This is a genomic window from Soehngenia longivitae (assembly GCF_004684055.1).
Taxonomy (GTDB): domain Bacteria; phylum Bacillota; class Clostridia; order Tissierellales; family Tissierellaceae; genus Soehngenia; species Soehngenia longivitae.
The window spans coordinates 85140-109570 of sequence record NZ_SRIB01000005.1 but is presented as its reverse complement, the minus strand read 5'-3'; the positions used below and the strand labels follow the sequence as shown (position 1 = coordinate 109570).

General features: G+C 32.1%; 20 protein-coding genes and 1 pseudogene. 5 read left to right on the top strand and 16 right to left on the bottom strand.

All coding sequences use genetic code 11. The features are described from left to right. Nucleotides 1-25 precede the first annotated feature (25 nt). A complete protein-coding gene (locus E4100_RS04950) occupies nucleotides 26-919 on the top strand; it encodes an ATP-binding cassette domain-containing protein (RefSeq protein WP_135270937.1) in 894 nt (297 codons plus the stop codon). Nucleotides 920-1053: 134 nt separating this feature from the next. Here E4100_RS04950 and E4100_RS04945 read toward each other — a convergent pair whose 3' ends face one another. Further along, nucleotides 1054-1467: a hypothetical protein gene (locus E4100_RS04945; protein WP_135270936.1), complete on the bottom strand. Its 414-nt coding sequence runs from the start codon at nucleotides 1465-1467 to the stop codon at nucleotides 1054-1056. A gap of 129 nt (nucleotides 1468-1596) precedes the next feature. Here E4100_RS04945 and istA point away from each other — a divergent pair, with 129 nt between their 5' ends. Beyond that, nucleotides 1597-3186, top strand: coding sequence for an IS21 family transposase (gene istA / locus E4100_RS04940; protein ID WP_135270935.1), 1590 nt, complete (start codon nucleotides 1597-1599; stop codon nucleotides 3184-3186). Then, entirely contained in the window at nucleotides 3183-3953 is a 771-nt protein-coding gene (gene istB, locus E4100_RS04935; RefSeq protein ID WP_135270934.1) for an IS21-like element helper ATPase IstB, read from the top strand. Before istA ends, istB begins: the two co-directional genes overlap by 4 nt. A 36-nt stretch (nucleotides 3954-3989) precedes the next feature. Here istB and E4100_RS09475 read toward each other — a convergent pair. Further along, nucleotides 3990-4675 (bottom strand): annotated as a pseudogene (locus tag E4100_RS09475) (DEAD/DEAH box helicase family protein). 478 nt (nucleotides 4676-5153) lie between these two features. Beyond that, on the bottom strand, nucleotides 5154-5309 hold the full coding sequence (locus tag E4100_RS09555) for a helix-turn-helix domain-containing protein (RefSeq protein ID WP_209315272.1): 156 nt from the start codon (nucleotides 5307-5309) through the stop codon (nucleotides 5154-5156). Nucleotides 5310-5660: 351 nt separating this feature from the next. On the opposite strand from E4100_RS09555, the gene E4100_RS09295 reads away from it, so the two are divergent. Next, complete coding sequence (locus E4100_RS09295) at nucleotides 5661-5816, top strand: hypothetical protein (RefSeq protein WP_167792080.1); 156 nt, start codon at nucleotides 5661-5663, stop codon at nucleotides 5814-5816. Nucleotides 5817-6295: 479 nt separating this feature from the next. Here the strand turns inward: E4100_RS09295 and E4100_RS04920 are convergent, their stop codons facing one another. From E4100_RS04920 to rlmD, 3 genes are all read right to left on the bottom strand, one after another. After that, nucleotides 6296-6631, bottom strand: a complete 336-nt coding sequence (locus E4100_RS04920; RefSeq protein ID WP_135270933.1) for a group II intron maturase-specific domain-containing protein — start codon at nucleotides 6629-6631, stop codon at nucleotides 6296-6298. A 739-nt stretch (nucleotides 6632-7370) separates the two neighbouring features. Beyond that, nucleotides 7371-8558: a hypothetical protein gene (locus tag E4100_RS04915; RefSeq protein ID WP_135270932.1), complete on the bottom strand. Its 1188-nt coding sequence runs from the start codon at nucleotides 8556-8558 to the stop codon at nucleotides 7371-7373. A gap of 230 nt (nucleotides 8559-8788) precedes the next feature. Then, nucleotides 8789-10162, bottom strand: coding sequence for a 23S rRNA (uracil(1939)-C(5))-methyltransferase RlmD (gene rlmD, locus E4100_RS04910; protein WP_135270931.1), 1374 nt, complete (start codon nucleotides 10160-10162; stop codon nucleotides 8789-8791). Nucleotides 10163-10426: 264 nt separating this feature from the next. Here rlmD and E4100_RS04905 point away from each other — a divergent pair, with 264 nt between their 5' ends. Then, complete coding sequence (locus tag E4100_RS04905) at nucleotides 10427-11875, top strand: Na+/H+ antiporter NhaC family protein (protein ID WP_135270930.1); 1449 nt, start codon at nucleotides 10427-10429, stop codon at nucleotides 11873-11875. 32 nt (nucleotides 11876-11907) lie between these two features. Here the strand turns inward: E4100_RS04905 and E4100_RS04900 are convergent, their stop codons facing one another. The 10 genes from E4100_RS04900 to E4100_RS04855 form a co-directional block, all read right to left on the bottom strand. Then, on the bottom strand, nucleotides 11908-13257 hold the full coding sequence (locus E4100_RS04900; RefSeq protein ID WP_135270929.1) for an MATE family efflux transporter: 1350 nt from the start codon (nucleotides 13255-13257) through the stop codon (nucleotides 11908-11910). 103 nt (nucleotides 13258-13360) lie between these two features. Then, a complete protein-coding gene (locus E4100_RS04895) occupies nucleotides 13361-14191 on the bottom strand; it encodes a CvfB family protein (RefSeq protein ID WP_135270928.1) in 831 nt (276 codons plus the stop codon). 97 nt (nucleotides 14192-14288) lie between these two features. Continuing rightward, nucleotides 14289-15956, bottom strand: a complete 1668-nt coding sequence (locus tag E4100_RS04890; protein ID WP_135270927.1) for a phosphoenolpyruvate carboxykinase (ATP) — start codon at nucleotides 15954-15956, stop codon at nucleotides 14289-14291. A gap of 176 nt (nucleotides 15957-16132) precedes the next feature. Then, entirely contained in the window at nucleotides 16133-17887 is a 1755-nt protein-coding gene (gene pyk, locus E4100_RS04885; protein ID WP_135270926.1) for a pyruvate kinase, read from the bottom strand. A 10-nt stretch (nucleotides 17888-17897) separates the two neighbouring features. Next, on the bottom strand, nucleotides 17898-18857 hold the full coding sequence (pfkA, locus tag E4100_RS04880) for a 6-phosphofructokinase (protein ID WP_135270925.1): 960 nt from the start codon (nucleotides 18855-18857) through the stop codon (nucleotides 17898-17900). Between the two features lie 20 nt (nucleotides 18858-18877). Further along, on the bottom strand, nucleotides 18878-22351 hold the full coding sequence (locus E4100_RS04875; protein ID WP_135270924.1) for a DNA polymerase III subunit alpha: 3474 nt from the start codon (nucleotides 22349-22351) through the stop codon (nucleotides 18878-18880). 6 nt (nucleotides 22352-22357) lie between these two features. After that, nucleotides 22358-22756, bottom strand: coding sequence for a GrdX family protein (locus tag E4100_RS04870; RefSeq protein WP_135270923.1), 399 nt, complete (start codon nucleotides 22754-22756; stop codon nucleotides 22358-22360). 4 nt (nucleotides 22757-22760) lie between these two features. Continuing rightward, a complete protein-coding gene (locus tag E4100_RS04865; RefSeq protein WP_135270922.1) occupies nucleotides 22761-23027 on the bottom strand; it encodes an HPr family phosphocarrier protein in 267 nt (88 codons plus the stop codon). A 4-nt stretch (nucleotides 23028-23031) separates the two neighbouring features. After that, the gene (whiA, locus tag E4100_RS04860; RefSeq protein ID WP_135270921.1) at nucleotides 23032-23979 is read right to left on the bottom strand and encodes a DNA-binding protein WhiA; all 948 of its coding nucleotides are present in this window, start codon (nucleotides 23977-23979) and stop codon (nucleotides 23032-23034) included. A 4-nt stretch (nucleotides 23980-23983) separates the two neighbouring features. Next, the gene (locus E4100_RS04855) at nucleotides 23984-24394 is read right to left on the bottom strand and encodes an NUDIX hydrolase (RefSeq protein ID WP_135270920.1); all 411 of its coding nucleotides are present in this window, start codon (nucleotides 24392-24394) and stop codon (nucleotides 23984-23986) included. Nucleotides 24395-24431 lie beyond the last annotated feature (37 nt).

Here is a 24431-nt window from a genome sequence, read left to right as displayed (position 1 = left end):
ACTTTTAAGTTTATTACAATTACCTTTGGAGATTATAGAAGGAAATAGCAGTGTTCATAATTTTTCTGGTGGAGAAAAAATAAAGTATGCTCTTTTATTAGAACTAATGAAAAATCCTACAATTCTCATACTTGATGAACCAACGAATGATCTTGATATTGAATCGGTTAAGACTATAGAAAACTTCATTCAAACAACTATGTTACCTGTTTACCATAGAACAAAGCCATTTTATACTATTGCAGATATTGGATATAAAGAATATGTAACTAAGTGTGAGAATTTGATTGATAGACAATTTAAACTTGCAAATAGTGATAAAGCTGAATTTGATAAGAAAATGAGAAAGTATCAAAAGGTATATGAAATGGTTCAACATGATTTACGTTCAGTATCTCGTGGTGATCCAAGCACTGCTAAAAATTTAAAAGATAAAATGCATACAGTTAAATCAATGGGAAAACGGTATGAAAAAGAAAAAAATCATCTTAGACAAAAGCCAACATACGAAGAAGTTATTGATTTTACATTTAATAATGTAAAAATACCAAATAAGCGTGAAGTACTTAAACTTGAATTACCAATTTTAAAAGTTGAAAATCGTATTTTGAGTAAAAATATAGAGCTTTATACTCGTGGCCCAGAGAAAATTTGTATAGTTGGGAAGAATGGAGCTGGAAAGAGTACACTTTTGAATATAATTATGAATGAGCTTGAAAAAAGTAAAATTAGGTATGGCTATATGCCTCAAGATTATCTTAAGGATTTTGATATAAAATTAACACCAGTAGAATTTTTATGTTATGAATTTACGAAAAGCGAACTAACACTTGCTAGAATATTTTTAGGAAGTTTGAAATTTACTTCAGATGAGATAACTATTGATTGTCAAGTAAAATTGACAATCAATAACATCTGAATATATAGCCTTAACACCAATTTTATTGCTAATTAAAACGGTTATTTTAGCCTTAGGTAATGCACTAGCCTTTTTACCATTTTTCAAGAGCTGATAATACTTTCCCCCATAAGAAAAAACAGAATCCTCAATAATCATACGCTTTTCTTTAATACAAAGTATATGATCAAGATTAATACTTTCATCCAAAGCTCTAAAAGCAGAAGTATTATCTTCAGGAGAAACGCTAAATTTTCTATTGTACTTAACCATAAATTCAGATAAAAAAGAATTAGCTTGCTCAATAGTAGTAATACCATGTAATTTAAACTCGACAGGCAATCTACTTTGGAGAGTTTCCCAAAGCTTTCAATTTGGCCCTTAGCCTGTGGAGAATGAGCCTTGATAATATTGATGCCTAATTCTTCCATAGCTCTACTAAATTGGGTTAAATTAACATTCTTTCCTGCAAGCTGATCCTCAATAGACAATTTGCCATCATTAGGCGATACAAAAATAGTATGGCGATCGCAATAAAGGCTGGTTGGAATACCATGGGTTGTAACCATTTGTCTGACAATCTCAAAATATCCTTCCATACATTTGTTTATGTTAATCTAAAAGTACCCCAAAAAATAGTTGAAAAATCCCCTAGAGGAAAATAAAATATCCCTATGACAGTCATAGGGGGCTAGGAGATGTTAAGTTTAATGGATAAGCAAGAAATAATAATTTCACACTTTCTTGAAGGAAAATCACAATGGGAAATACATAGACAGACAGGATTTGATAGAAAGACCATCAGAAAATATGTAAATCAATATGAAGAAAAAAAGAAAGCCATAATTGAGGAAAAAGGTGATACTGAAGTTTTAATTAATGATATCGTTGAATCACCTAAATATGATTCAAGTAATAGAGTTAAAATCAAATTAACAGCTGAACTTAAGGAAAGAATAGACTTTTACCTACGAGAAAATGAAATAAAAAGAACTACTGGAATGAGCAAACAACAAAAGAAGAATATAGATATTTACGAATGCTTAATAGAAGAAGGCTTTGACATTAGTTACTCATCAGTATGTAATTACATTAAAGAAAAGCTTAATAGAGAAAAAGAAGCATTCATAAGACAGGAATACAAACTTGGTGATGTTGCTGAATTCGATTGGGGTTATGTTAATTTAGAAATAGGCAATAAACCAAAAGTGGTACAAATGGCTGTAATAGTTACAGCTAAAGGAAATTACAGATTTGCATATCTTTATCACAATCAGAAAATGGAGAGTTTTTTAGATGCTCATGTACGATTCTTTAATCATGTAGGTGGAGTTCATAAAACATTAGTATATGATAACATGAAGGTTGCAGTAGCTAAATTTGTTAGTAGAACTGAAAAAGAGCCAACAGAGGATCTCTTGAAATTGTCCATGTATTACGGTTTTAAATACAGGTTTTGTAATGCGAGAAAGGGAAATGAGAAAGGGCATGTAGAAAATAGCGTTGAGTATGTCAGGAGAAAGGCTTTTAGCAAAAAACATTCATTTGAAACACTAGAAGAAGCAAATAATTACTTAGCAGAAAAATTAGAAAAGTTGAATAACAAATCTAATAAAAGCTATGATGGTAAAAGTCCAAAAGAAATCTTGGAAGATGAAAAACAATATTTAATAAATCTAATGCCAAGCTATGACATAGCAAGAGTAGAAGAATTAAGAGTCAATAAGTATTCAGTGATAAGCATAGATGAGAATAAATATTCAGTGCCAGATGCTCTAGTAGGTAAATTTGTAACAGTGAAAATATATCCTGAAAAAATAATAGCATATCATAACAACATAAAAGTAGCTGAACACACAAGAAACTATGGTAAACAAACATGGAATATACAAATAGAACATTATCTAAAAACATTAAAAAAGAAGCCTGGAGCTATTCATTCTAGCACAGCAATGCAACAAATGAACCCCAAACTTCAAACCATATACAATAAGTATTATACAACGAATCCTAAAGATTTCATAGATTTAATTGAAATAATTTCTGAAAATGGATTAGAAAAAATAGAAACCATAATATCTGAGCTAGAGAACATAAGTCCTTTAAGTATTGATACAGAAAAGATTAAAATGTTATGCAATAGAACCAAAGAAACAAAAGCAGCTACACATAATATAACTAAAGAGACTGCAGAAATAGAAGAGCAATCTAAATTAATAATGAATCAATATGCAAACATGCTAAACAGCTCATCTGTAGCCTTTAAAAAGGAGGTTACAATAATATGAGTAATATAGAGCAAAATGAAACCATTGAAAGAATAAAATTCCTTTCAAAAGAGCTTAAATTACCTTACACAATGGGCAATATAGAAGATGAAATTAGAGAAGCAAATTTAGAAGGAAATTCAATTGAAATATTTTTAAAAGAAATATTTGAAAAAGAATATGACTTAAGAAAAGAAAATGGAAAAAAGAACAGAATTAGATTAGCAAAATTTCCTTACAAAAAATATATAGAAGATTTAGTAATAGAGGATTTACCAGAAGATGCTAGAGCGAAAATAAAGATATTTTCAACTTTAGAATTTATTAAAACAGGTCAGAATATAATCTTTGCAGGCAATCCAGGTACTGGTAAAACACATATTTCAATAGGTCTAGGAATCAAGGCATGTAATGCTGGATACAAAGTATTGTTTACCACAATACCTCTCCTAGTAAATGAACTAAAAGAAAGCAGGTCACAAAAAACATTAAGAGCCTTTGAAGCAAAATTTGAAAAGTACGATCTTATCATAGCAGATGAACTAGGATATATCTCATTCGATAAAGAAGCTTCAGAGCTGTTATTCACATATCTTTCATTAAGGGCAGGCAGAAAATCAACAATTATTACAACAAATTTATCTTTTGAAAGGTGGGATGAAATTTTTAAAGATCCAGTTATGACTGCAGCTATGATTGATAGACTAACACACAAATCATATATAGTAAACATGAATGGAAACTCTTACAGATTAAAAGAAACAAAACAGTGGTTAGAGGAGCAATAATTTTTTTATTCCCCTAGGGGAATTTTCGATTAAAATTTAGAGGAATTTTCGGTTGACAAATACACCCGTTTCTGGTCGATAGCCCTCAAGGTCTTTATCAAGACCAATACGAATCACTTTATATGGCGCCAAGAACCCATCATCAATTCCTTGTTTTAATGAATACTCATATATTGGCTCACCAAAATAGGAAAAACTAGATGCTTCCTTGGTTTCAATCGGTGTAGCAGTACAGCCAATATGGGTAGCAGATGAGAAATAGTCCAGTATCTTGCGCCATGCAGATTCTTCTTTAGCACTCCCTCTATGACACTCGTCAATAACAATGAGATCAAAGAAGTTTGGTTTGAACTGTAAATAAGCCTCTTCACCATCATCACCGGCAAGTTGCTGATACAGTGCCATATAAATTTCATAAGAACTATCGAGGTTTCTATTCTGCACCTTAGTCATCTTACCACCAAAAGGTTTGAAATCACCAGAGATAGTTTGATCTATGAGTACGTTTCGATCTGCCAGGTATAAAATCTTTTTTTAAGTCCCGACTTCCATAAACGATATATAATCTGAAAGATCATAAAGGTCTTACCGGTTCCAGTAGCACTTACCACCAGCACACGATTTTGTCCCTTGGCTACTGCATCTACTGTTCTGTTAATCGCCACACGCTGATAATATCGAGGGGTTTTATAATTAAGTGTATAGTAATAAGGCTCCAACATGACCTTCTCTACAGCATCATCAATCCCATTATCAATTCTGTATCTTTTATAAAGCGCTTCCGGTGATGGAAATTCTTCAAGCTTCAGTTCCTTGACTTCACCAGTGATCAGGTTCTGCTCCACAAAGCCATCTCCATTCGATGAATAAACATAAGGTACATCCAGCGTATTCGCATAATCAATGGCTTGCTGGAGTCCAGCTCCCACCGGTTGTGTGTTGTCTTTAGCTTCTACTATGGCTAATGGAAAGTTGTTTTTATAGGACAGGAGATAGTCTGCACTTTTCTTTCTTCCTCTTGCCGTAATATTTCCACGCAAAATAATACGTCCTTCAGTAAAAACGTATTCCATCCGTATTTGTTTATTATCCCATCCCGCATTCTGTATGGCAGGTGTGATATATCTTAATTTGATATCTTCTTCAGACAACTGGCTTTTCCTCATGAACTTTCACTCATTTCATTTTGTTTAAACTATGTCAATCAAATTTAAACTCCATGATATCAACTATATTGCATTGAAAACATCTGCAGATTTTATACAAGCTATCCAAGCTCACAGATTCCCCTTTACTAAGGCGAGCGATTACGTTATAAGTAATGCTGGCTTTATCCTTTAAGTTGGTTTTATTCAACTACTTATCTATCAAGATTTTCTACAGTTTATCATAGCTAATCACAATGAAATGCACTCTTCCAAAAGTATAAAATATATTTAACAATAGTATAGCACACTACTAAACGAAATAGAAAGAAAATCTTATAATTTAATTATAGAAGTAAATAGGACCCCTTTTTCAAAAAAAGTCTAATTTACTCTTACAAATTTAGGGATCTAATTTAACATTACAAACTTTTGATAGACATAATTTGTTTTCTTTCCTTTGGTTTTTTATGCTCATTTTCAAGTTCTTCTGTCAATATCAGCGAAGTTTGCAGTATCATTGTCTTATACCTAGATGATAAGCTTTAAGGAGGTAGCTATTATGGCTAAACATTTAAATTTTGATAACAGATTAGATATTGAAAAGTATCTTAAAACAATTATTCTTTATCCGAAATTGCTAGAGAGCTTAATATACATAAATTCACTATTTCTAGAGAGATTATTCTCCGATCTAATATATCTTAAAAGAGATTGAGAATAATCATGATTTAATCCGCAAGATTATTTCTAAAGGTAAGAGCTTGGACAAGCTAACATAAGATGATATTCGTTTAGTAATATCTCCCCTAAACTCTTACGCAAAAAAAAAGCTGAATGATCAATTCCCTTTTGATGCATTCAGCACAAGGTATGGATTTAAGTTAATAGATGACTTAGGGACAGAAAGAATTATTCCTAACGAAATTATCTTAAAGCCAAATCTTTTAAAATAATATAATTTGTTATCTAGGCATTTTATACTGCTTCCGTATGTATGGTTCTAGTATACGGCGGTTTAATAGTTTACACTCTAATTTCATGGTAATATTTAAAAAACTATAATATCCTAGCTTTTCAAACTTTGTATTGGTAAGGGTTATTGTAAGAATCAAGCTATTGGCTGTTTGCCAGTAATTTTTCTTGTATTCTCCCATCCACATAATTTTTGTTTACCTATCTTAATTTTTGTAAGTTTTAAATTTTCGTTTTAAACTTCTTCCATCTTTTCCATGTTATCATACGAATTCTTCTCAACCTTTCATCCATGGACTTCATAAGAGTTTTCATGTCTGCTAATTTAAAGTATTGTACCCATCCTCGGATTATTTGATTAAGTTTTGTTTTCATTCCTTCTATACTCATTCCATTGCTTCTATCTGTTACCACTATTAATTTATCTTTTAATTTTCTTATGTTTGTAGTATGAACTCTGAATCTCCGTTTGCCTTTTCTATAGAAAACATATCCTAGATATTTCACCTGATTTAAAACTGTTATTGTAGTTTTGTCTTTATTTGTCTTTAACTTCATTTATCTTATATGAATTTGTTGACTCTCTGGTATTGCCTTTGTTCTGCTCTTTTACTCTTGATAAATATCATGATGTCATTGACAAATCTTACTAATCGAAATCCCCTTTTGTCTAGTTAACGTTGGTATACCCAGTTCGCTTGCTTTACCATTTTCCTTTGGTATTTCTACATGTTTCACTAGTTGTGTTTAGTAGCCGTCATTCAGCAGGGATGATAGAATTTCCTACCGATGTGTCTTTATGTGTACTAGAAGTTCTTCTATTTCCATCTTATCAACTCCACCTACTCATCTGTTTCTTTTTACCTTTAGATAGGATTGATCCATATTATCTATGGATAGGTTTTTTCCTAGCATTTCCTCTATTTGTTTGTGTTGTTGTTGTACTTTTCAACCATCCTCGAATCACTCTGCTCATTTTTGTGTATTTAGTGTTCTACACTGTTACCACAGTTGACAATGGTGTATTTATTCTGTTTTCTGCATATTAACGTGTTCTCGGTAATTTTCATTGACTTCATCTCCTATGATTCAGCCATTTCTATGATATATAGATTCTCATAGTACTATGGCTCCTACTGATTTCTCATGACAAATCTTGTATCAAACATGGTTTATCCTTGTTTTTCCCATGTCGATTAGACCTCACCGGGTAAATGCAGAGCCTTCATCCCATATACTCGCCACATTTACTGTCTAAGGTTTGGGTAGTGTTGGACTCCACCGTCAAGCTGTTTCACTAAAAATTGCTTCTTAACTTATCAAAAGCTGAAATAACTTCATCACTTGAGTTAATCATTTTCATTAAATCATGATTTATTGTCGAATTGCCTCCAAGATTATCATCCTGGTATAATTCAAGCTCTTTATAAAAACTTCGTGCAATCTCAGGAGAATAACCGAATTTTAATAAATCTCTTTCAAGTGAATTTACATTCTTGTACGCTCTTCCATTTTTTTTAGAAGAGAAATAAATTACATTTAAGTAACTTCCTCCACCAGGCATTGGGTATTTGACTCTCAAATCTTCTTTTCCATATGGCGTGATAACATACCCCAAATCTACTAAATCTTCTAAAAATCTTGAAGCATTATCCAGTGAAATTTTTGGATTTCTAGTGGTTAATAACTGAATAAAATCTTCCTTTGAAATTTTTCCTTTGGATTTCATTATATAATCCTCAAACTCTTTATGTTCAACCATAACAGGAGAAACTCTTCCTTGCTCAAACCTAAAAACTCCTCGTTCAACTGTTTGTGTTTTCATGAGTAAATTTGGAACCACAAGTTTATCATTGGTTGGAAGTCTATATACTTCTAGCTCTACAAGACCAAGGCTATATAACATATTAGGCGTTGAGTTTAAAAATTCTGTCATTCTCCATACACCGTCTCTAATTCCATCGCCAACGATAAGTAGTAAAAATCGAGCATTGAATAAATTTTTCTCAACAAGATCTACAAAAAGTGTTTCATCCTCTTCTCTAAGAAATTGATGACCCAGCATTGTTTCAAAAAGATTCTGTTCTTTACCAAAATATGATTTGTTATATGCTTGAACAATTTTATCAAGTCTTTCATATGAAAATTGTTTTAATTCTTTTGCATAATCGATTATTTGACCTACCACTTCACGCCTAGCTTCTGGATTTCTCCATAGTTTCGTTTCAACTATAGTTATGTATCCCTTAGGACTAATATATAGATTATCAATATAACCAGCAGCTGTTGCAACCTCTCTTCCAATACAAACAAGCGGAGCATAAATTGCGTCTATTTCCGCTACAGGTAATAATTGGGGAGAATTTTGTAATAATTTTTGTAACCACTCTTCTTGAAAATCCCCTTTACTTAATGATACCCTTTCAAGTTTTGTATAATTATCTTTGCCAACAATAAAAGGTCTTTTTTGCATTAAATTATCCATATTTGCTCCTCCTACAATTACATCAACTTACTCTGTAAATCCCTACAGCTTAACAATAACATCTAATCTATTCTATACGAGCTCTCTCATATTTATTCTGCTCTGTATGGTGTCAATGACATTTAATCCGCTCTGTACAGGACTTTTAGGCTCTCTTAGGCTAGTTTCCACAGAGCAAATAATCATCTTTTTTTAGTATTCTGTTTTTGATACTAAAAACTTTGAAAGGTTTATATCAAACCTTCCAGAGAACACTTCTTTGTTCCCTTTTGTATCAATACTACGCACTCAATCTCTGTAGTGTGAGGGAACATATCTACTGGTTTTATTTTTTTTACTTCAAATCCATTCTCTAATAATATTTTTAAATCCCTTGCAAGAGTAGCACTGTCACATGATACATAGACTATGGTTTCCGGATTTAATTTTATTATTTCAAATAAAGTTTTTTTATCAGCTCCTGCCCTTGGTGGATCGAGAATTATTTTATTTGGTTTTCCTTCCTTTTTCTGTAGCTGAGGTAACAAGTCTTCTACCTTACCTTGGTAAAAATAAGCATTTCCAATATTGTTTTCTACTGCATTTCTCTTAGCATCTTTTACTGCTGATTTTGTATATTCTATTCCTATAACTTTATCAACATCATTTGCTATAAATAAAGCAATGCTTCCTATTCCTGAATATAAGTCAAATACTACATCACTCTTTTTAGGAGCTAAATATTTTTTCACTATATCATATAATTTTTCAGTTTGATAAGAGTTTGTTTGAAAGAAAGATTCGGGTGAGATATTGAATTTTACATCTCCAATAAAATCTGTAAGATATTCTTTCCCAAATATATGAATAAATTCCTTGCCATATTTCACTTTATCATCGGTATTGATGTTTTGGTAAATACTAACAACACTCCCTGTTTCACTCACTAATTTGTGAACCAACTCATTTTTATATGGTAGCTCTCTAGTGTGTGTAACTAAAATAACCATTGCTAAGGAGTCTTGGTTAGTCCTTATCCCAATATGTCTTAGAACCCCTTTATTATTAGTCCTGTCAAAAGCTTCCACATTGTATTTATTCATCCACTCTTTAATTGATTTGATTATTTTATCTCCTATCTCTTTTTGAAGAATATCTTCTTCTATAGGTACTATTTCATTGGATTTTCTTTTATAATAGCCAATTGTTTTCTCTCCATTTTTTATGCCTACAGGAATTTGTGTATTATTTCTATATCTGAAAGGATGAGTCATGCCCAAGATAGGTTCTATGTCATACTCTATTTTCAGTGTCTTATATAAATCACTCCTAATTTTTTTCTCTTTCCATTTTAATTGTTCTTCGTATTTTAAATTTATTAAAGGAACTCCTCCACCTAATTTACTCGTATCAAATGCATATTTTTCCCTTAATTTAGAGTAATTTATTATATTTGTCATTTCCCCAATATAGTAATTTTTCCTTTTCTCGATTACCTCAAACTCAACTGTATCTCCTATTACACAGTTATCAACAAAAATCACTTGATTATCAATCTTAACCACGCCTAAACCTTCAGAATTAAAATCTATAACTTCTCCATTGTATTTTTCCCCTAGCTCCATGTTGAACCTCCAAACTATTTTATAATCTATATTTTATCACATATGTAATAATTATTAACTACATTATTATTTTAAATTGTTTCTTTAATTAATTTAAATTGACTAGTATTAACATAATTTTCATATTTGCATTTTATATCCAGATAATCAGAATTTTTTAATTACTTCAATAAATTCCCTTGACTTATAATACTTAGAGGTTTATATTTATATATGATTGATATTTTTTTATCAGTAATCTACTAATTTACAGGGGGTTAGGTAATGAATGTAATTCTTGCAATTTTTAAGTTTTCACCAGTATTTTTAATGGCAGGACTTATGATATCAGGTATGGATGCTTTACTAGCAGCACCTTTAGCTGCTGTTTGGGCGGCGATTGTAGCGTTTATAACTGATAAATTGTCATTCAACGAAATAGTTGAAACAGCCATTGATAACGTGAAAGAAATGCAGTTAGTTTTCTTTATTTTAATGGCAGCATATGCTATGGCAGAGATATTCATGTCAGCAGGAGTGGCTGCATCAATCATCAATGTTTCATTGAAATTAGGTTTAAGTGCAAAAACAGTAGCAGTAACCGGATTCTTAGTCACATGTGTTTTATCGGTAGCTACCGGAACTTCATGGGGAACGTTTGCTGCAGCTGCTCCAATTTTTCTTTGGCTAAACCATATAGTTGGAGGAGATATCGTTCTAACAACAGCATCAATAGCAGGAGGCGCATGCTTTGGTGATAATATTGGACTTATTTCAGATACAACGGTAGTTAGTTCTGGTATACAAAAAGTTGAAGTCATACATAGAATCAAGCATCAAGGGGTATGGTCGCTACTGTGTTTAACTGTTGCTGCGATAATCATATTTGTTACTAGTATGCATTTGCCTGGTATTGCTGCAAATGCTAATGAAGCAATAGCAGCAATACCTCAAGAAGTTTGGGACAATCTAAACCAAGAAAGACCTGCTGCTGTTACTTTGCTAAACCAAGTTCAAGAAGGTGTTTCTCCTATTATGATTATCCCTCTTATTGTAGTAATCATAACAGCTATCAAAGGTTTACCTACTTTAGCTTGCCTATTTTTAGGTATAATAACATCCTTGATATTTGGGCTATTTACAGGGACAGTAACCTCTATATCAGCATTTTTGGATTCAATCCTGACAGGTTTTTCTGATGCTGGTTCTTGGGTTATTGTTATGATGATGTGGGTTGGAGCATTTGGTGGTATAATGGGTAAAATAAATGCATTTGCACCACTTTCAAATTTAATTTCTAAAATTTCAAAGAATGTTAGACAGCTTATGTTCTACAATGGAGTTTTATCAATAGTTGGAAATGCAGCTCTATCTGATGAAATGGCCCAAATAGTAACAATAGGTCCTATCATAAAAACTTTAACAGAGGATAATGTAGAAGGAAGCGAAGAGGATTTGTATAAGTTGAGATTAAGAAATGCTACTTTCTCTGATGCTTTAGGGGTATTTGGTTCTCAACTCATTCCATGGCATGTTTATATGACTTTCTACATTGGAATTGCTAGTGCAGTTTATCCGCTTTATAAATTCAACGTATTTGAAATAATTTCGCATAATTATTTAGCAATAATTGCAGTTGTTTCTATTCTTCTATTAACTTTAACTGGCTTAGATCGATTCATTCCTCTATTTAAGATACCTTCCGAACCAGATGTTAAATTAAAAAACAAATAAACAAAATATAACATCGGTGAGCTTAAGCTCACCTATGTTATATTTTGTATCCATTTCTTTGATTTTATTATCGGAAATCCCAATATAGCCTTAACTATCTCCTCTGTTGTTATCAATAGGAATAAATATTGTACGGGTAATTTTAAAACCATGGATCCCATAAAAGCTAAAGGAACACCTATTAGCCAAACTGAAGATAAATCTATTCTCATAGCAACTTTAGTATTTCCGCCAGATCTAAGTACCCCGACGATTGAAATATTATTATATACTCTTACTACAAATGTCAGCCCCATAATAATAATTATAGATCTTGCTGAACTATATACTAGAGGCTCTAGGTTGTTGAATAATTTCAATATCAAATCTGCAGATAAAGTTAAACTTAACCCTAGTATTACACCTGACACTGTGGATAATACAATAAAGCTCATAGCATAATCATAAGCTTCTTCATACTCTTCCGCCCCAATTTTACTCCCAACCATAATACTACAAGCACTTGCTAATCCTTTTACAACGACAAAGAACATATTTTGAATCGTATTTGTCAGTTGAATACTAGCTGTAGCAGTTTTCCCTAGTTGGGCATAAGCGATTGTGTACATAATTTGGCCTAAAGCCCAGAAACCTTCTGTTAATATTACTGGATATGTTACGCTAATGTATTTTTTTATGAATTCCTTATCCCACCCAAACAATTCTTTTAAATTTGCATTTAAATGTTCATTTCGTCTATATACTACGTATAATAGTAGAACGAATTCCACAATTCTCGCTATAACAGTTGCAATTGCTGCTCCTCTAACGCCTAAAGCTGGTGCTCCAAATTTTCCAAATATCAAAATATAATTTAACAATGTATTCGTCCCAAGAGATATTATTGAAATTATAAGAGGCACATGAGGTTTTCCTGTAGTTCTTAATGCAATGGAATAACTAAAGCTTATTGCAGTTATAATATAAGATAACGATACAATTCTCAAATACTTAACGCCAACATCTATAACGTCAGCTTCTTTAGTAAAAATTCCCAGAATTAATTTTGGAGATATTAAAGCTGCAAGAGTAAATACTATGCCTATAATCAAGGAACTCATTATAGCAAATCCCATACTCTTATTCACATTTTTTACATCTTCTTTTCCCCAGTATTGGGCGATAAATATAGCTCCTCCACTGTTTATTCCAAAAGTAAGCAAAATATAAAGAAAAAAAACTTGATTTGCCAACCCTACTCCAGCTATACTGGCACTTCCTAAATTGCTTATCATCAATGTGTCAACCATATTTAATGATGATGATACTAAGTTTTGAATGGCTACTGGTAAAGCTATAGTTAACATCGTTTTTAAAAATACTTTGTCTTTTAATGCCTTCATATCCGTCTCCTTCATAAAATAAATGTGCGATTAAAGTATAATAGCACATTTATCCTAATTTGTGAAGGCATTAAATTATATTTACTTAAGTCTATTAAATATTTTATTTTAACTTGATTCCATCATCCACTAATTCAATTATTTTCTTCTTGTATAAATTACCAATAGCTTTCTTAAACCCGGATTTACTCATTCCTAAAGTTTTCCTTATAAGCTCAGGGTCGGATTTGTCATTTAAAGCTAAAAATCCATTGTTTTCCTTTAGTTTTTTTAATATTACTTGGCTGTCTCCTTCTATTTGAATATGAGCCATTTCTCTTGGTGTTAGATCCAATTTGCCATCTTCCAAAACTTTATTTATTCTTATTTCTATTTCATCGCCAATCTCATAAATCCCAAAAACATTTTTCTTGTTTATAAGCCCATCATATTTGTTTTCAACTGCTACAAATACACCTATGTCTTTGTTGATTCCATAAACTGTGCCCTTAACTTTGTCATTTTCTCTGAAAGGAGAGTCTGTGCTTAAATAATCTTTTATTCTCATAGTTGCAGCTATTCTATCACTTTTGTCAATATAAATTGCTACTAAGTAGTCATTAAAAACTTCAATTTTACCTAAAGTTTCACTAAATGGCATAAATAAGTCCTTTTCTAAACCCCAATCTAAAAAATAACCAATTTTAGACTCACTCACAACCCTTAGTTTTGCTATTTGTCCAACTTGAGCTTTTGGTGTATTTGTTGTTGCTATTGGTCTATCTTGTGAATCCTTGTATACGAATACCTCGATACTATCACCCTCTTTAGCATTCTCAGGTATCTGTGCTAAGGGCAATAGAATATCTTTATCATCATCTTCTGTCCCCAGATATGCACCCACTTTTGTAAATCTCTTTATCATTAAATTTTGTTTTTTCCCTAAATAATACATATTACACCTACTTTTCTTTATTGTTATCTATATCATATCATAAAAATAAATAGTTGCATCTAAAAAAATGCACTGCTAATTTTAGCAGTGCATTTTACTATAGTTGTGATTTCATCATATTTAATTGAGCTTCTAAATCTTCGAGCTCTTTTAATGCTTCTTCAGGTAATCTATCTCTACCCTCTTTTTCAACATCAACTTTTTTTACGAAATCTTTTCTATAATCAATTGATCCTTGCCACATATCAAGATAGTCTTTATCAAATTTGACCTCAAAACCTTCTACATCAATATACTCTATATCCTTAAAATCTCCGAGTTTTTTAAACTCAGCCTTTCCAGTGACTATTTCCTCTAGAATATTTAATGTAACTTCTTTAGGTATCTTTTTGTCTTTATATGATCCCGTATTGAATATATAGCAATCTACATTTCTCTTTTCAAATAGAAGCTTGAATTTATTGTAGTCTTCACTTAAAGGATATGTCCTAAATGGGTTTGCATAAGGTTCAATAACAAGTGCATTCATGTCTGCACCTTTTGCCAATCTCTCTGCTGTAGTCCTTTTAGTTGCCAATGTTGCCCCCATAACAGAAGCTAATACTGGATTGTTTATTTTTAATACTGGAGGTAAAGTAGCATCTTTCATTAGCCATATAATTGAATCTACAGGCTCATCAATTTTATTCACTCTATTATCAGCCCATAAAATTGATTTTACAGCTCTACCATTCCCATTTCTAATGTCTTCTGTAACTAGAACTTTATTGTTATTATCATCTAATGTCACTCCACAATTTTGAACGGTTAATAAAAATTTATTTGCAGGATGCGTAGTTGGATAGTCTTGAGTTTTATCAAAATATGAAGGTTCAAGTGCTACAGAATACCCATCATCTACTGAAATGACATAAGCGTCATCATGTAATATAGTTATATTATATTTACCATCGTGCTTTTCATGGGTGATAGTTGATTTACCTGCCCCAGAGAGTCCAAATACACCTACTGTGTATTTACTACCATCATCAAAATTATATCTTTTCATACCCCCATGACATGATGCAAAGCCATTCCTATTTGCTATACTCCATGCCAGTGTAAGCGTTCCTTTTTTGTATTCTCCAAAATATCTCATCCCAAGCAATAAAGCACAGTTATGTTCTGGATCAAATAAAGCTAATCCATCTTTATGTATTTCTGGAACATAATCAGGATCTGCAACTACATAAATATCCCCTTCAGGATATTCTTTTGAACTATCGTACATTTTCATAATTTCTTGTGTTATGTATTGAAAATTTAATAGCCATGAATACATTATGTTCTCGTATTTTTCAGGTAAAAGTAAGTGCGCACGTACCATAAATTCAGTATCTAATCCAATAATTACTTGTGCATGATACATTTTTTTGTACCTAGTTTGATATACTGCTTCTCTTGCAATAGTTGAATACTCCTCAATTGAAACATTTGGCTCTCCTATTATAACTCTAGCTCCAGCAAATCTGCCTGTTACAGCTCCATCGTTAAAAAGTAAAACTTTTGCATCTTCTGGAAGCCCTATGAGTTCTGGTTTATATACAGGCATATCTGTTACTATAGTCCCTGGAGAATTATAAGCTAGTTTATAAGCTTCACTAGCAGTAGTAACATTTTCCACATTATTCCCATAAAAAGCAGTTTCTAAAGTTGTTCTAAGAGAGTTGAAAATTTTGTTTCCTTTTGTTATATCTTCTAATTTAAAATTTGATATTGTAGACATACTTTCCCTCCATTCATATCCTTTACCTTGATTATAGCACAGGTACAGGATTAAACAAGGATATTTATTGAAAAAACTATAAATATATTCAATTATGAATTTTGTGTAACATTGAATTAAAAACAAAACCACAAGAATTATTACATAGTAGTAATTTTCCTTGCGGTTTTGTATTATTACAATATTTTCGCATGCCCTTTATATATCTGTCCAGTGGCACTCTCTACAGTAATTACTTCGTTGTCTTTGAGTAATTGAGTAGCATTTTTCGCTCCTACTATTGTAGGTATGCCTAAATCTAACCCCATAATTGCTGCATGAGAAGAAAGTCCTTCTTCTTCGCAAACAATAGCAGATGCTCTTTTTACATAACTTTCAATTGACTCAAATGATTTTTTACATACAATTATGTCTCCATCAACAAATTTTGCTAAAAGTTCTTCTTTTGTATTAGCTATTACAACCCTTCCAGTTCCTACTTTTGTTCCCACACCTGTTCCTTGTAACAGCACTTTACCTATTGTGTGTACTTTTATCATATTTGTTGTGCCTGCTACACCGACAGGGATGCCAGCAGTAATTACTACAAGATCGCCTTCTTTAACTAATCCAGCGTCTAGTGCAGTTTTTACGGATAATTCAATTACCTCATCAGTGGATTCTGATTGTCTAGATAGCATTGGAATAACTCCCCAGACTAATGATAATTTCCTAAGCACTGATTCGTTTGTCGTTACTGCTATTATTGGTGCCCTAGGCCTAAACTTGGATATAGCTTTTGATGTATAACCTGAAGATGTAGCTGTTATTATAGCTTTAGCTCCTAAGTCTTGTGCTGTTGTAACCGTAGCTTTACTAATTGCATTTGTAGTAGTTATTTTACTGTCCAGAGATCTTAACTTGGCAATCTCTTCAAAATTTAGTGCATTTTCTGTAGTGACGGCTATATTATACATAGTTTTTACTGCTTCAATAGGATATTGTCCAGCTGCCGTTTCTCCAGATAGCATCACGGCACTTGAACCATCAATTATTGCATTCGCTACATCTGTAACTTCTGCTCTTGTAGGTCTTGGGTTTCTAATCATAGAATCTAACATCTGAGTCGCTGTAATTACAGGTTTCCCTGCAATATTACATTTTCTTATTAGTTCTTTCTGAATAAGAGGTATTTCTTCAGTAGGGACTTCTACCCCTAAATCTCCTCTAGCTACCATGATGCCATCAGCAGCTACTAAAATTTCATCTATATTGTCTAGTCCTTGCTGATTTTCAATCTTTGCTATTATATCTATATTTACGCCATTATGATCTTCCAATACTTTTCTAATCTCACTAACATCAGATGCTCTTCTTACAAAAGATGCTGCAATATAATCGATACCATTTTCTATACCAAATATTATATCTTCTACATCTCTTTCTGTTAATGCTGGTAGATTTATATTTACATTTGGTATATTTACACCTTTATGATCTTTTAATACTCCACTATTTAATGCTTTCATAATGATGTCAGTATCTGTTATCTCAACTACTCTAAATTCTATTAACCCGTCATCAATGAGGATTATATCCCCTACCGATACATCATTTGGCATACCTTTATAGCTTACACTTACTATATGTTCATCTCCTTCAAGTTCTCTAGTGGTAAGTGTAAATTCTTGGTCTTTCTGAATCTCAATCTGATCTTTTTTAAATTTCCCTAATCTTATTTCAGGCCCTTTTGTGTCGAGCATTATTGCAATTGGCAAATTCATTTCATGCCTTAGTTTTTTTATAGTGTCAATTCTTGCCTTGTGCTCCGCATGATCCCCATGTGAAAAATTTAGTCTACATACATTTACGCCATATTCAAAAAGTTTTCTCATTATACTCTCAGATTCAGATGCAGGTCCAATGGTAGCAACTATCTTGGTTCTTTTCATAAAAACCCTCCTATCGGGATAGAATATTTGCAGTATCGTACATTTCTCTATTAAGCTTTTTTTTCATGTTGAGCGCTTCTCTAATCTCAAGGTCTATAATTTCATTGCATTTAGTTCCTAAAACTCTTCCTGACTTGTTCTGAAGTAATAGTTCTACACTCCTCTTTCCCATTTGGCTTGCTAAGATTCTGTCAAATGCACTAGGAGATCCACCTCTTTGAACATGCCCTAATACTGTAACTTTTGTCTCTACCCCAGTTTTATCTTCTATTGCTTCAGCCAATTCAAATGAGTTCCCTACTCCTTCTGCAAGGACTATTATGTGATGCAATTTCCCCATGTTTTTCCCTGTCAAAACTTTCCTGCATATAGCATCTTCGTCATACCCTATTTCTGGTATTATTATGCTTTCTGCTCCTCCAGCAAGTCCAGCATAAAGTGCAATATCTCCACAATTTCTACCCATAACCTCTACAACATTTGCTCTTCCATGGGAAGATGAAGTGTCTCTTAATTTTCCAATAGCTTCTATTACAGTCTCTACAGCTGTCATAAAACCAATTGTGTAATCAGTGTAGGCTAAATCATTGTCAATGGTACATGGTATGCCAATAGTTGGGATTCCAGCATCTGAAAGTTTCTGTGCTCCTCTAAAAGTTCCATCCCCTCCAAGCACAATCAATCCATCCATATTGTAGACATCAATAACATTTAGAGCTTTTTTAAATCCTTCTTCTGTCATAAAATCTTCACTTCTTGCTGTCCTTAATACGGTCCCTCCTCTATGAACTATATCAGCAACAGATTCACTGTCCATATCGTCTAGTGCTCCCTTAATAAGTCCATCATAACCTCTTTGAATCCCTAATATTCTTAAATCATTATATAGCCCAGTCCTTACTACAGCTCTAATAGCTGCATTCATTCCTGGAGCATCTCCACCACTTGTTAGTACGCCTATTGTTTTCATAATTGCCTCCTAAAATTAATTTAATAAATAATTTTTACATTATCATGGCCTAAGAGTTTTTTTAATTTGTCAATTGCTTCTGTTGAATTGCCATCAATCCACAAACTCCTATCTGCCATTATCGTCTTTTTATTACTAGTAAAATAAATATAAACAGGAACATTCCCAGGATATAAATATAAAATATCTTTAACTTCCTCTAGGATATCCATTTTCTTTATATCGTCAATTTTTAAATAAATTTTATCAAAATTTATTTTTTTCACCGGCGAAATTTTGTCTACAATTACTTTTGGATCTTCTACCTCTGATATTGAAAGTTTGCCTTCAACCAATACAATATTATCCTCAAAAATCTGATCGAAATATTTCTCAAAGACAGTAGGAAAGACTATACATTCTATTGTACTATACAAGTCTTCCAATGTGAAGAAGGCCATCATATTGTTGTTTTTAGTAATTTTATTTTTTTTGTCTATAATTAGTCCAACTATAGAAACCTGCTTCCCATCTTCTATATTGTTATTCTTAATATTTGTATCGAATTGTTCCGCAATTATATCAGTAGTTTGAAAATTTGAAAGCAATTTGATTTCTCTTTCATAAGGTTGCAATGGATGTCCTGATACATAGATACCCAACATTTCTTTTTCCATTTGAAGTAAAATATTAGTTGGAAACTCTGCTAATTTGGGGAGTTCATCATCATAACTTATTTTTTTAGCTTCAAATAAAGAAAATTGCCCATCTATATTTTTCTTAATATCATTGCTTATTCCATCTATTGTTTTTTCAAATATTGCAAGATATTGAGCTCTACTTCCGCCTAATGAGTTTAAAGCTCCAGCTTTTATCAAGCTTTCCACAGCTCTTTTATTTATTGAAGTCTTATCTTTCTTGTAAATTCTTTCAATAAAATCATTTAGGCTGAGGAATCTGCCGTTCTCTCTAGATTTAACAATTGCATCAATGATGTTTTCTCCAACATTTTTAACAGCAGAAAGCCCATATCTTATAGCCTTACCTTCTACTGAAAATTTGCCAAAAGAATAATTTATGTCTGGTGGTTTTATTTCTATCCCTAGTCTTTTACACTCTTCAATGTATAGACTCACTTGAGAAGTATTATTCATGACAGATGATATTAGTGCTGCCATGTATTCAACTGGGTAATACGTTTTTAACCATGCTGTTCTATATGCAATAACAGCATATGCTGCAGAATGAGATTTGTTAAAAGCGTAGTTTGCAAAGTCTACCATCAAATCAAATATCTTCGAAGCACTCTTTTCATCTACTCCATTCCTAATAGCTCCCTTAACAATTATATTGCCTTCTGCATCCGTTTGTCCATATATAAAATTTTGTCTTTCTTTCTCCATCACATCCATTTTTTTCTTTCCCATGGCTCTGCGTACTAAATCAGCTCTACCGAAAGAATATCCTCCAAGCTTTCTAACAATCTCCATAACTTGTTCCTGATAAACTATACACCCATAAGTCACATTTAATATAGATTCTAAGCTTGGGTGAATATATTGAATCAATGATGGATCGTGTTTGCAAGCAATGAATGTTGGAATTTGGCTCATTGGTCCCGGTCTGAAAAGAGAATTTGCAGCTATGAGATCTTCAAATACATTTGCTTTTAACTCTTTTAAAAATGCTCTCATCCCTGGACTTTCAAACTGAAATATTCCCAAAGTTTCTGCATTCGCAAACATATCTAATACTTTTTTATCATTAAAATCAATGTTTGTGATATCAATATTTACACCATGATTTATCTTAATTAATTCTATTGCATCTCTTATAACAGTTAGCGTTCTTAGCCCTAAAAAATCCATTTTTAAAAGACCTAACTCCTCTAATTCTGTCATAGTAAATTGTGTAGCTATTGATTCATTGTTTCTGACTAAAGGAGCATATTCGGTTATTGGGTCTTTAGATATGACAACTCCAGCTGCGTGAGTTGACGTGTGCCTAGGTAGACCTTCTACTGCTATTGCCAAGTCAATTAACTCTCTAACTTCTGTATTATTATCATACTCTTTTCTTAAGTTTTTATTGATCTCTAAAGCTCTACTTATTGTTATACCTAACTCATTTGGAATTTGCTTAGCAATATAATCAACTTCACCATAAGACATATCAATCGCTCTGCCAACATCTCTTATAGCACCTCTTGCTGCCATGGTGCCAAATGTAACTATCTGAGCTACTTTATCAGCTCCGTATTTTTTTATAACGTATTCTATTACTTCTTCTCGCCTTTCGTAGCAAAAATCAATATCTATATCTGGCATAGTTATTCTTTCTGGGTTTAAAAATCTCTCAAATATAAGCCCATATTTGAGCGGATCAATGTCAATTATTCCTAAAGCATAAGAAACTACGCTTCCCGCTGCTGAACCTCTACCGGGTCCTACCATAATTTTATTATCTTTCGCAAATTTTATAAAATCCCAAACGATTAAAAAATAATCGACATATCCCATTTGAGTTATTACACTAAATTCATAATCAAATCGTTTTTGAATTTCTTCGGTTATTATTTTATATCTTTCATTAAGCCCTTTTCTACTTAATTCCATTAAATAAGATTCATTGGTATAGCCTTTTGGAACTTCATATTTAGGCAAATGCAATGTGTTAAAATCTAATTCAACATTGCACCTATCGGCGATAATATTTGTGTTATTTATAGCCTCGAGATCATCCGGAAATAAGTTTATCATTTCTTTAGTGGATTTAAAGTAGAACTCCTCAGATGGGAATTTCATTCTATCGACATCAGATATGGTTTTTCCTGTTTGAATGCACAATAACACATCATGAACATGAGCATCTTTTTTTTCAAGATAGTGAACATCGTTTGTAACTATGAGAGGTGCATTTAACTGTTTGCTTAATTCCCTTAGTTTTTTATTTACCTCTAATTGCTCTCTTAATCCATGGTATTGAAGCTCTAAAAAAAAGTTGTTTTCACCAAATATGCTTTTATATCTTATAATAGCATCTTTAGCTTTTTCAAAATTCCCATCTAATATTAAGCTTTGTACTTCTCCACCTAAACATGCTGATAAAGCTATTATTCCTTCATGATATTTTTCAAGAATTTCGTAATCAGCTCTAGGTTTATAGTAAAATCCATTTATATAAGCTTCTGAAACTATTTTCATTAAATTTTTATACCCTTCATTATTTTCAGCTAAAAGTATCAAATGATAAGGTTTTTTCTCTCTTGGATTTCTCTCTGTGTATTTGCCATTAGTTACATAAATTTCTGCTCCAATTATTGGTTTAATGCCATTTTTTTTGGCTTCCTTGTAAAAATTTACTGCTCCAAACATAGCTCCATGGTCAGTAATAGCAACCGATTCCATGCCTAATTCTTTTACTTTAGAAACTAATTCTTTTATTCGAATGCTACCGTCAAGAAGGCTAAATTCAGTATGCACGTGTAAATGTGTAAACTTAATTGTATCCATCATACCACCTTAATCAATTATCTCAGTGAATTCTAAGTTGTTCAAAGTATTTTCTATTAAAGATAAATCCACTACCATGAAGTCATCTAACACTTGTTCATTCCAATTAGGGATTTTACTTATATTTTGAAATTTTTCATATGTAAAAATACTATTTTCGATTAAAATTAGGCTATCTACATCCATTTTCCCGCTATTTTCAGAAATCAATATACTCTTATACGGTGTCTCATTGGGCTTTACACTTCCTGACAATGGATGGGATAAAAGCTTATGACCCATATGTATCTTATCTCTTGTATATATCAAAACATCAAAATGGCTTTTGTTCTCCAAATATTCTATTTCTAAACTGCCATTGTATTTCTCATATATTTTCGGATTATTAGTGATAATTATAAACTTCATATCATCAAACCTCTCTAAAACCACTTTCAATTACTGTGGTTAGCTTATCAATTAATTCCTTTTCGTCATTTCCCTTAGCTATAAGTGTAATCTTTTCTCCTTTAAATGCTCCTAGTGACATTATCCCAATAATGCTTTTCCCATTTACTCTCTTGTTCATAGTCTCCACTTCAAGATCACTATCAAATTTATTAGCTATTTTTACAAATATTGCAGCTGGCCTTAATTGCAATCCCTCATCATTCATAAGAATTAAATCCTTCTTTATCACAAAATCACTCCTTAAGTTCATCTGCTATTTCTTGAATTTTTTTGAACCTGTGGTTGACCCCAGATTTGCTAATAGGCGAGTTTAATTTTTCACCTATTTCCTTCAAAGTCGCATCTGGATGAGACAATCTAATCTCGGCTATCTCCCTAAGTTGCTTAGGTAAATAGTTCAATCCTTTTTTTTGTTTTATTATATTGATCGCTTCAATTTGTCTCATGGACGCTTCTACAGTTTTTTCCAAATTTGCTGTTTCACAATTGACAATTCTATTAATATTGTTCCTAACATCTTTCAGCACTCTAATTTCTTCAAATTTCAAAAGTGCTTGATGGGCACCAATGATGTTTAAAATATCTGATATTTGTTCCGCTTCTTTCAGGTATAAAATATGTGCTTCTTTTCGTTTTATGATTTTGGAGTTCAGGCCAAAAGAATTTATCAATTTTTGTAAATCTTTTGCATGTGAGTAATCTGTATTTACAAATTCCAGATGATAAGTTTTTTCAGGATTGCTCATTGAGCCAGCCCCTAAAAATGCGCCACGAATATAACTCCTTTTACAGCATCTCTTTTCAATAATATTTTTGGGAATTCCATAATTTGGTTTAAAAATATTGATTTCTTTTTGATCTATAAATCCAGTGTCAATTAAAATATCTGTAACAACTTGAGAATCATTTACTGCAACTAAATAATTATTATTCTTCTTTAACTGTTTATTCTTTCTTACAGAAACCTCAATATCTACACTGTAAATTCTCTTTAATACAGAAAATATTCTCCTTGCTATAGCTGCATTTTCAGTGGAAAAAAAAATACTTAGTTTATGGTATCCACTTATTTTTATAGATCCACTCATCCTAATAAGTGCTGCTAACTCTGACAAAGCACAACAGTCATTTTCTATAGGCAGGTGCGAAATTTCATTTTTAACATCTGATGAAAATGGCATTGCATCACCTCATGTTATTCATATACTCTATACTTTTTTTAATTATCTTTAATTCATCTTCATATTTGACAATTTTTACTGCTTTATCAATGTGCACGAAACTTGCACTAATAAATCCTTCTTCTCTTTGTGGTTGGCAATGAGTATTATTTGCTTTCATCAAAAACCAATGCACAGTTTTGTAAACTTGCTCATTGTGTCTTAAATTTCTAAACTCATATTGTGCTTGCCCAATATAAGAGACAATCTCGCCCTTTACTCCTGCCTCTTCATAAACTTCGCGTAAGGCCGCCTCCTCTTTTGTTTCACCATGTTCTATTCTGCCTTTCGGGAGCACCCAATCACCGTTGTATTTTTTTAGTAATAAAATACTGTTTCCAAAAAAAACAATACCCCCGCTGCTTACTTCATTCATAAATTCACCTCAAATCTAAACATTTAATACCTTAATT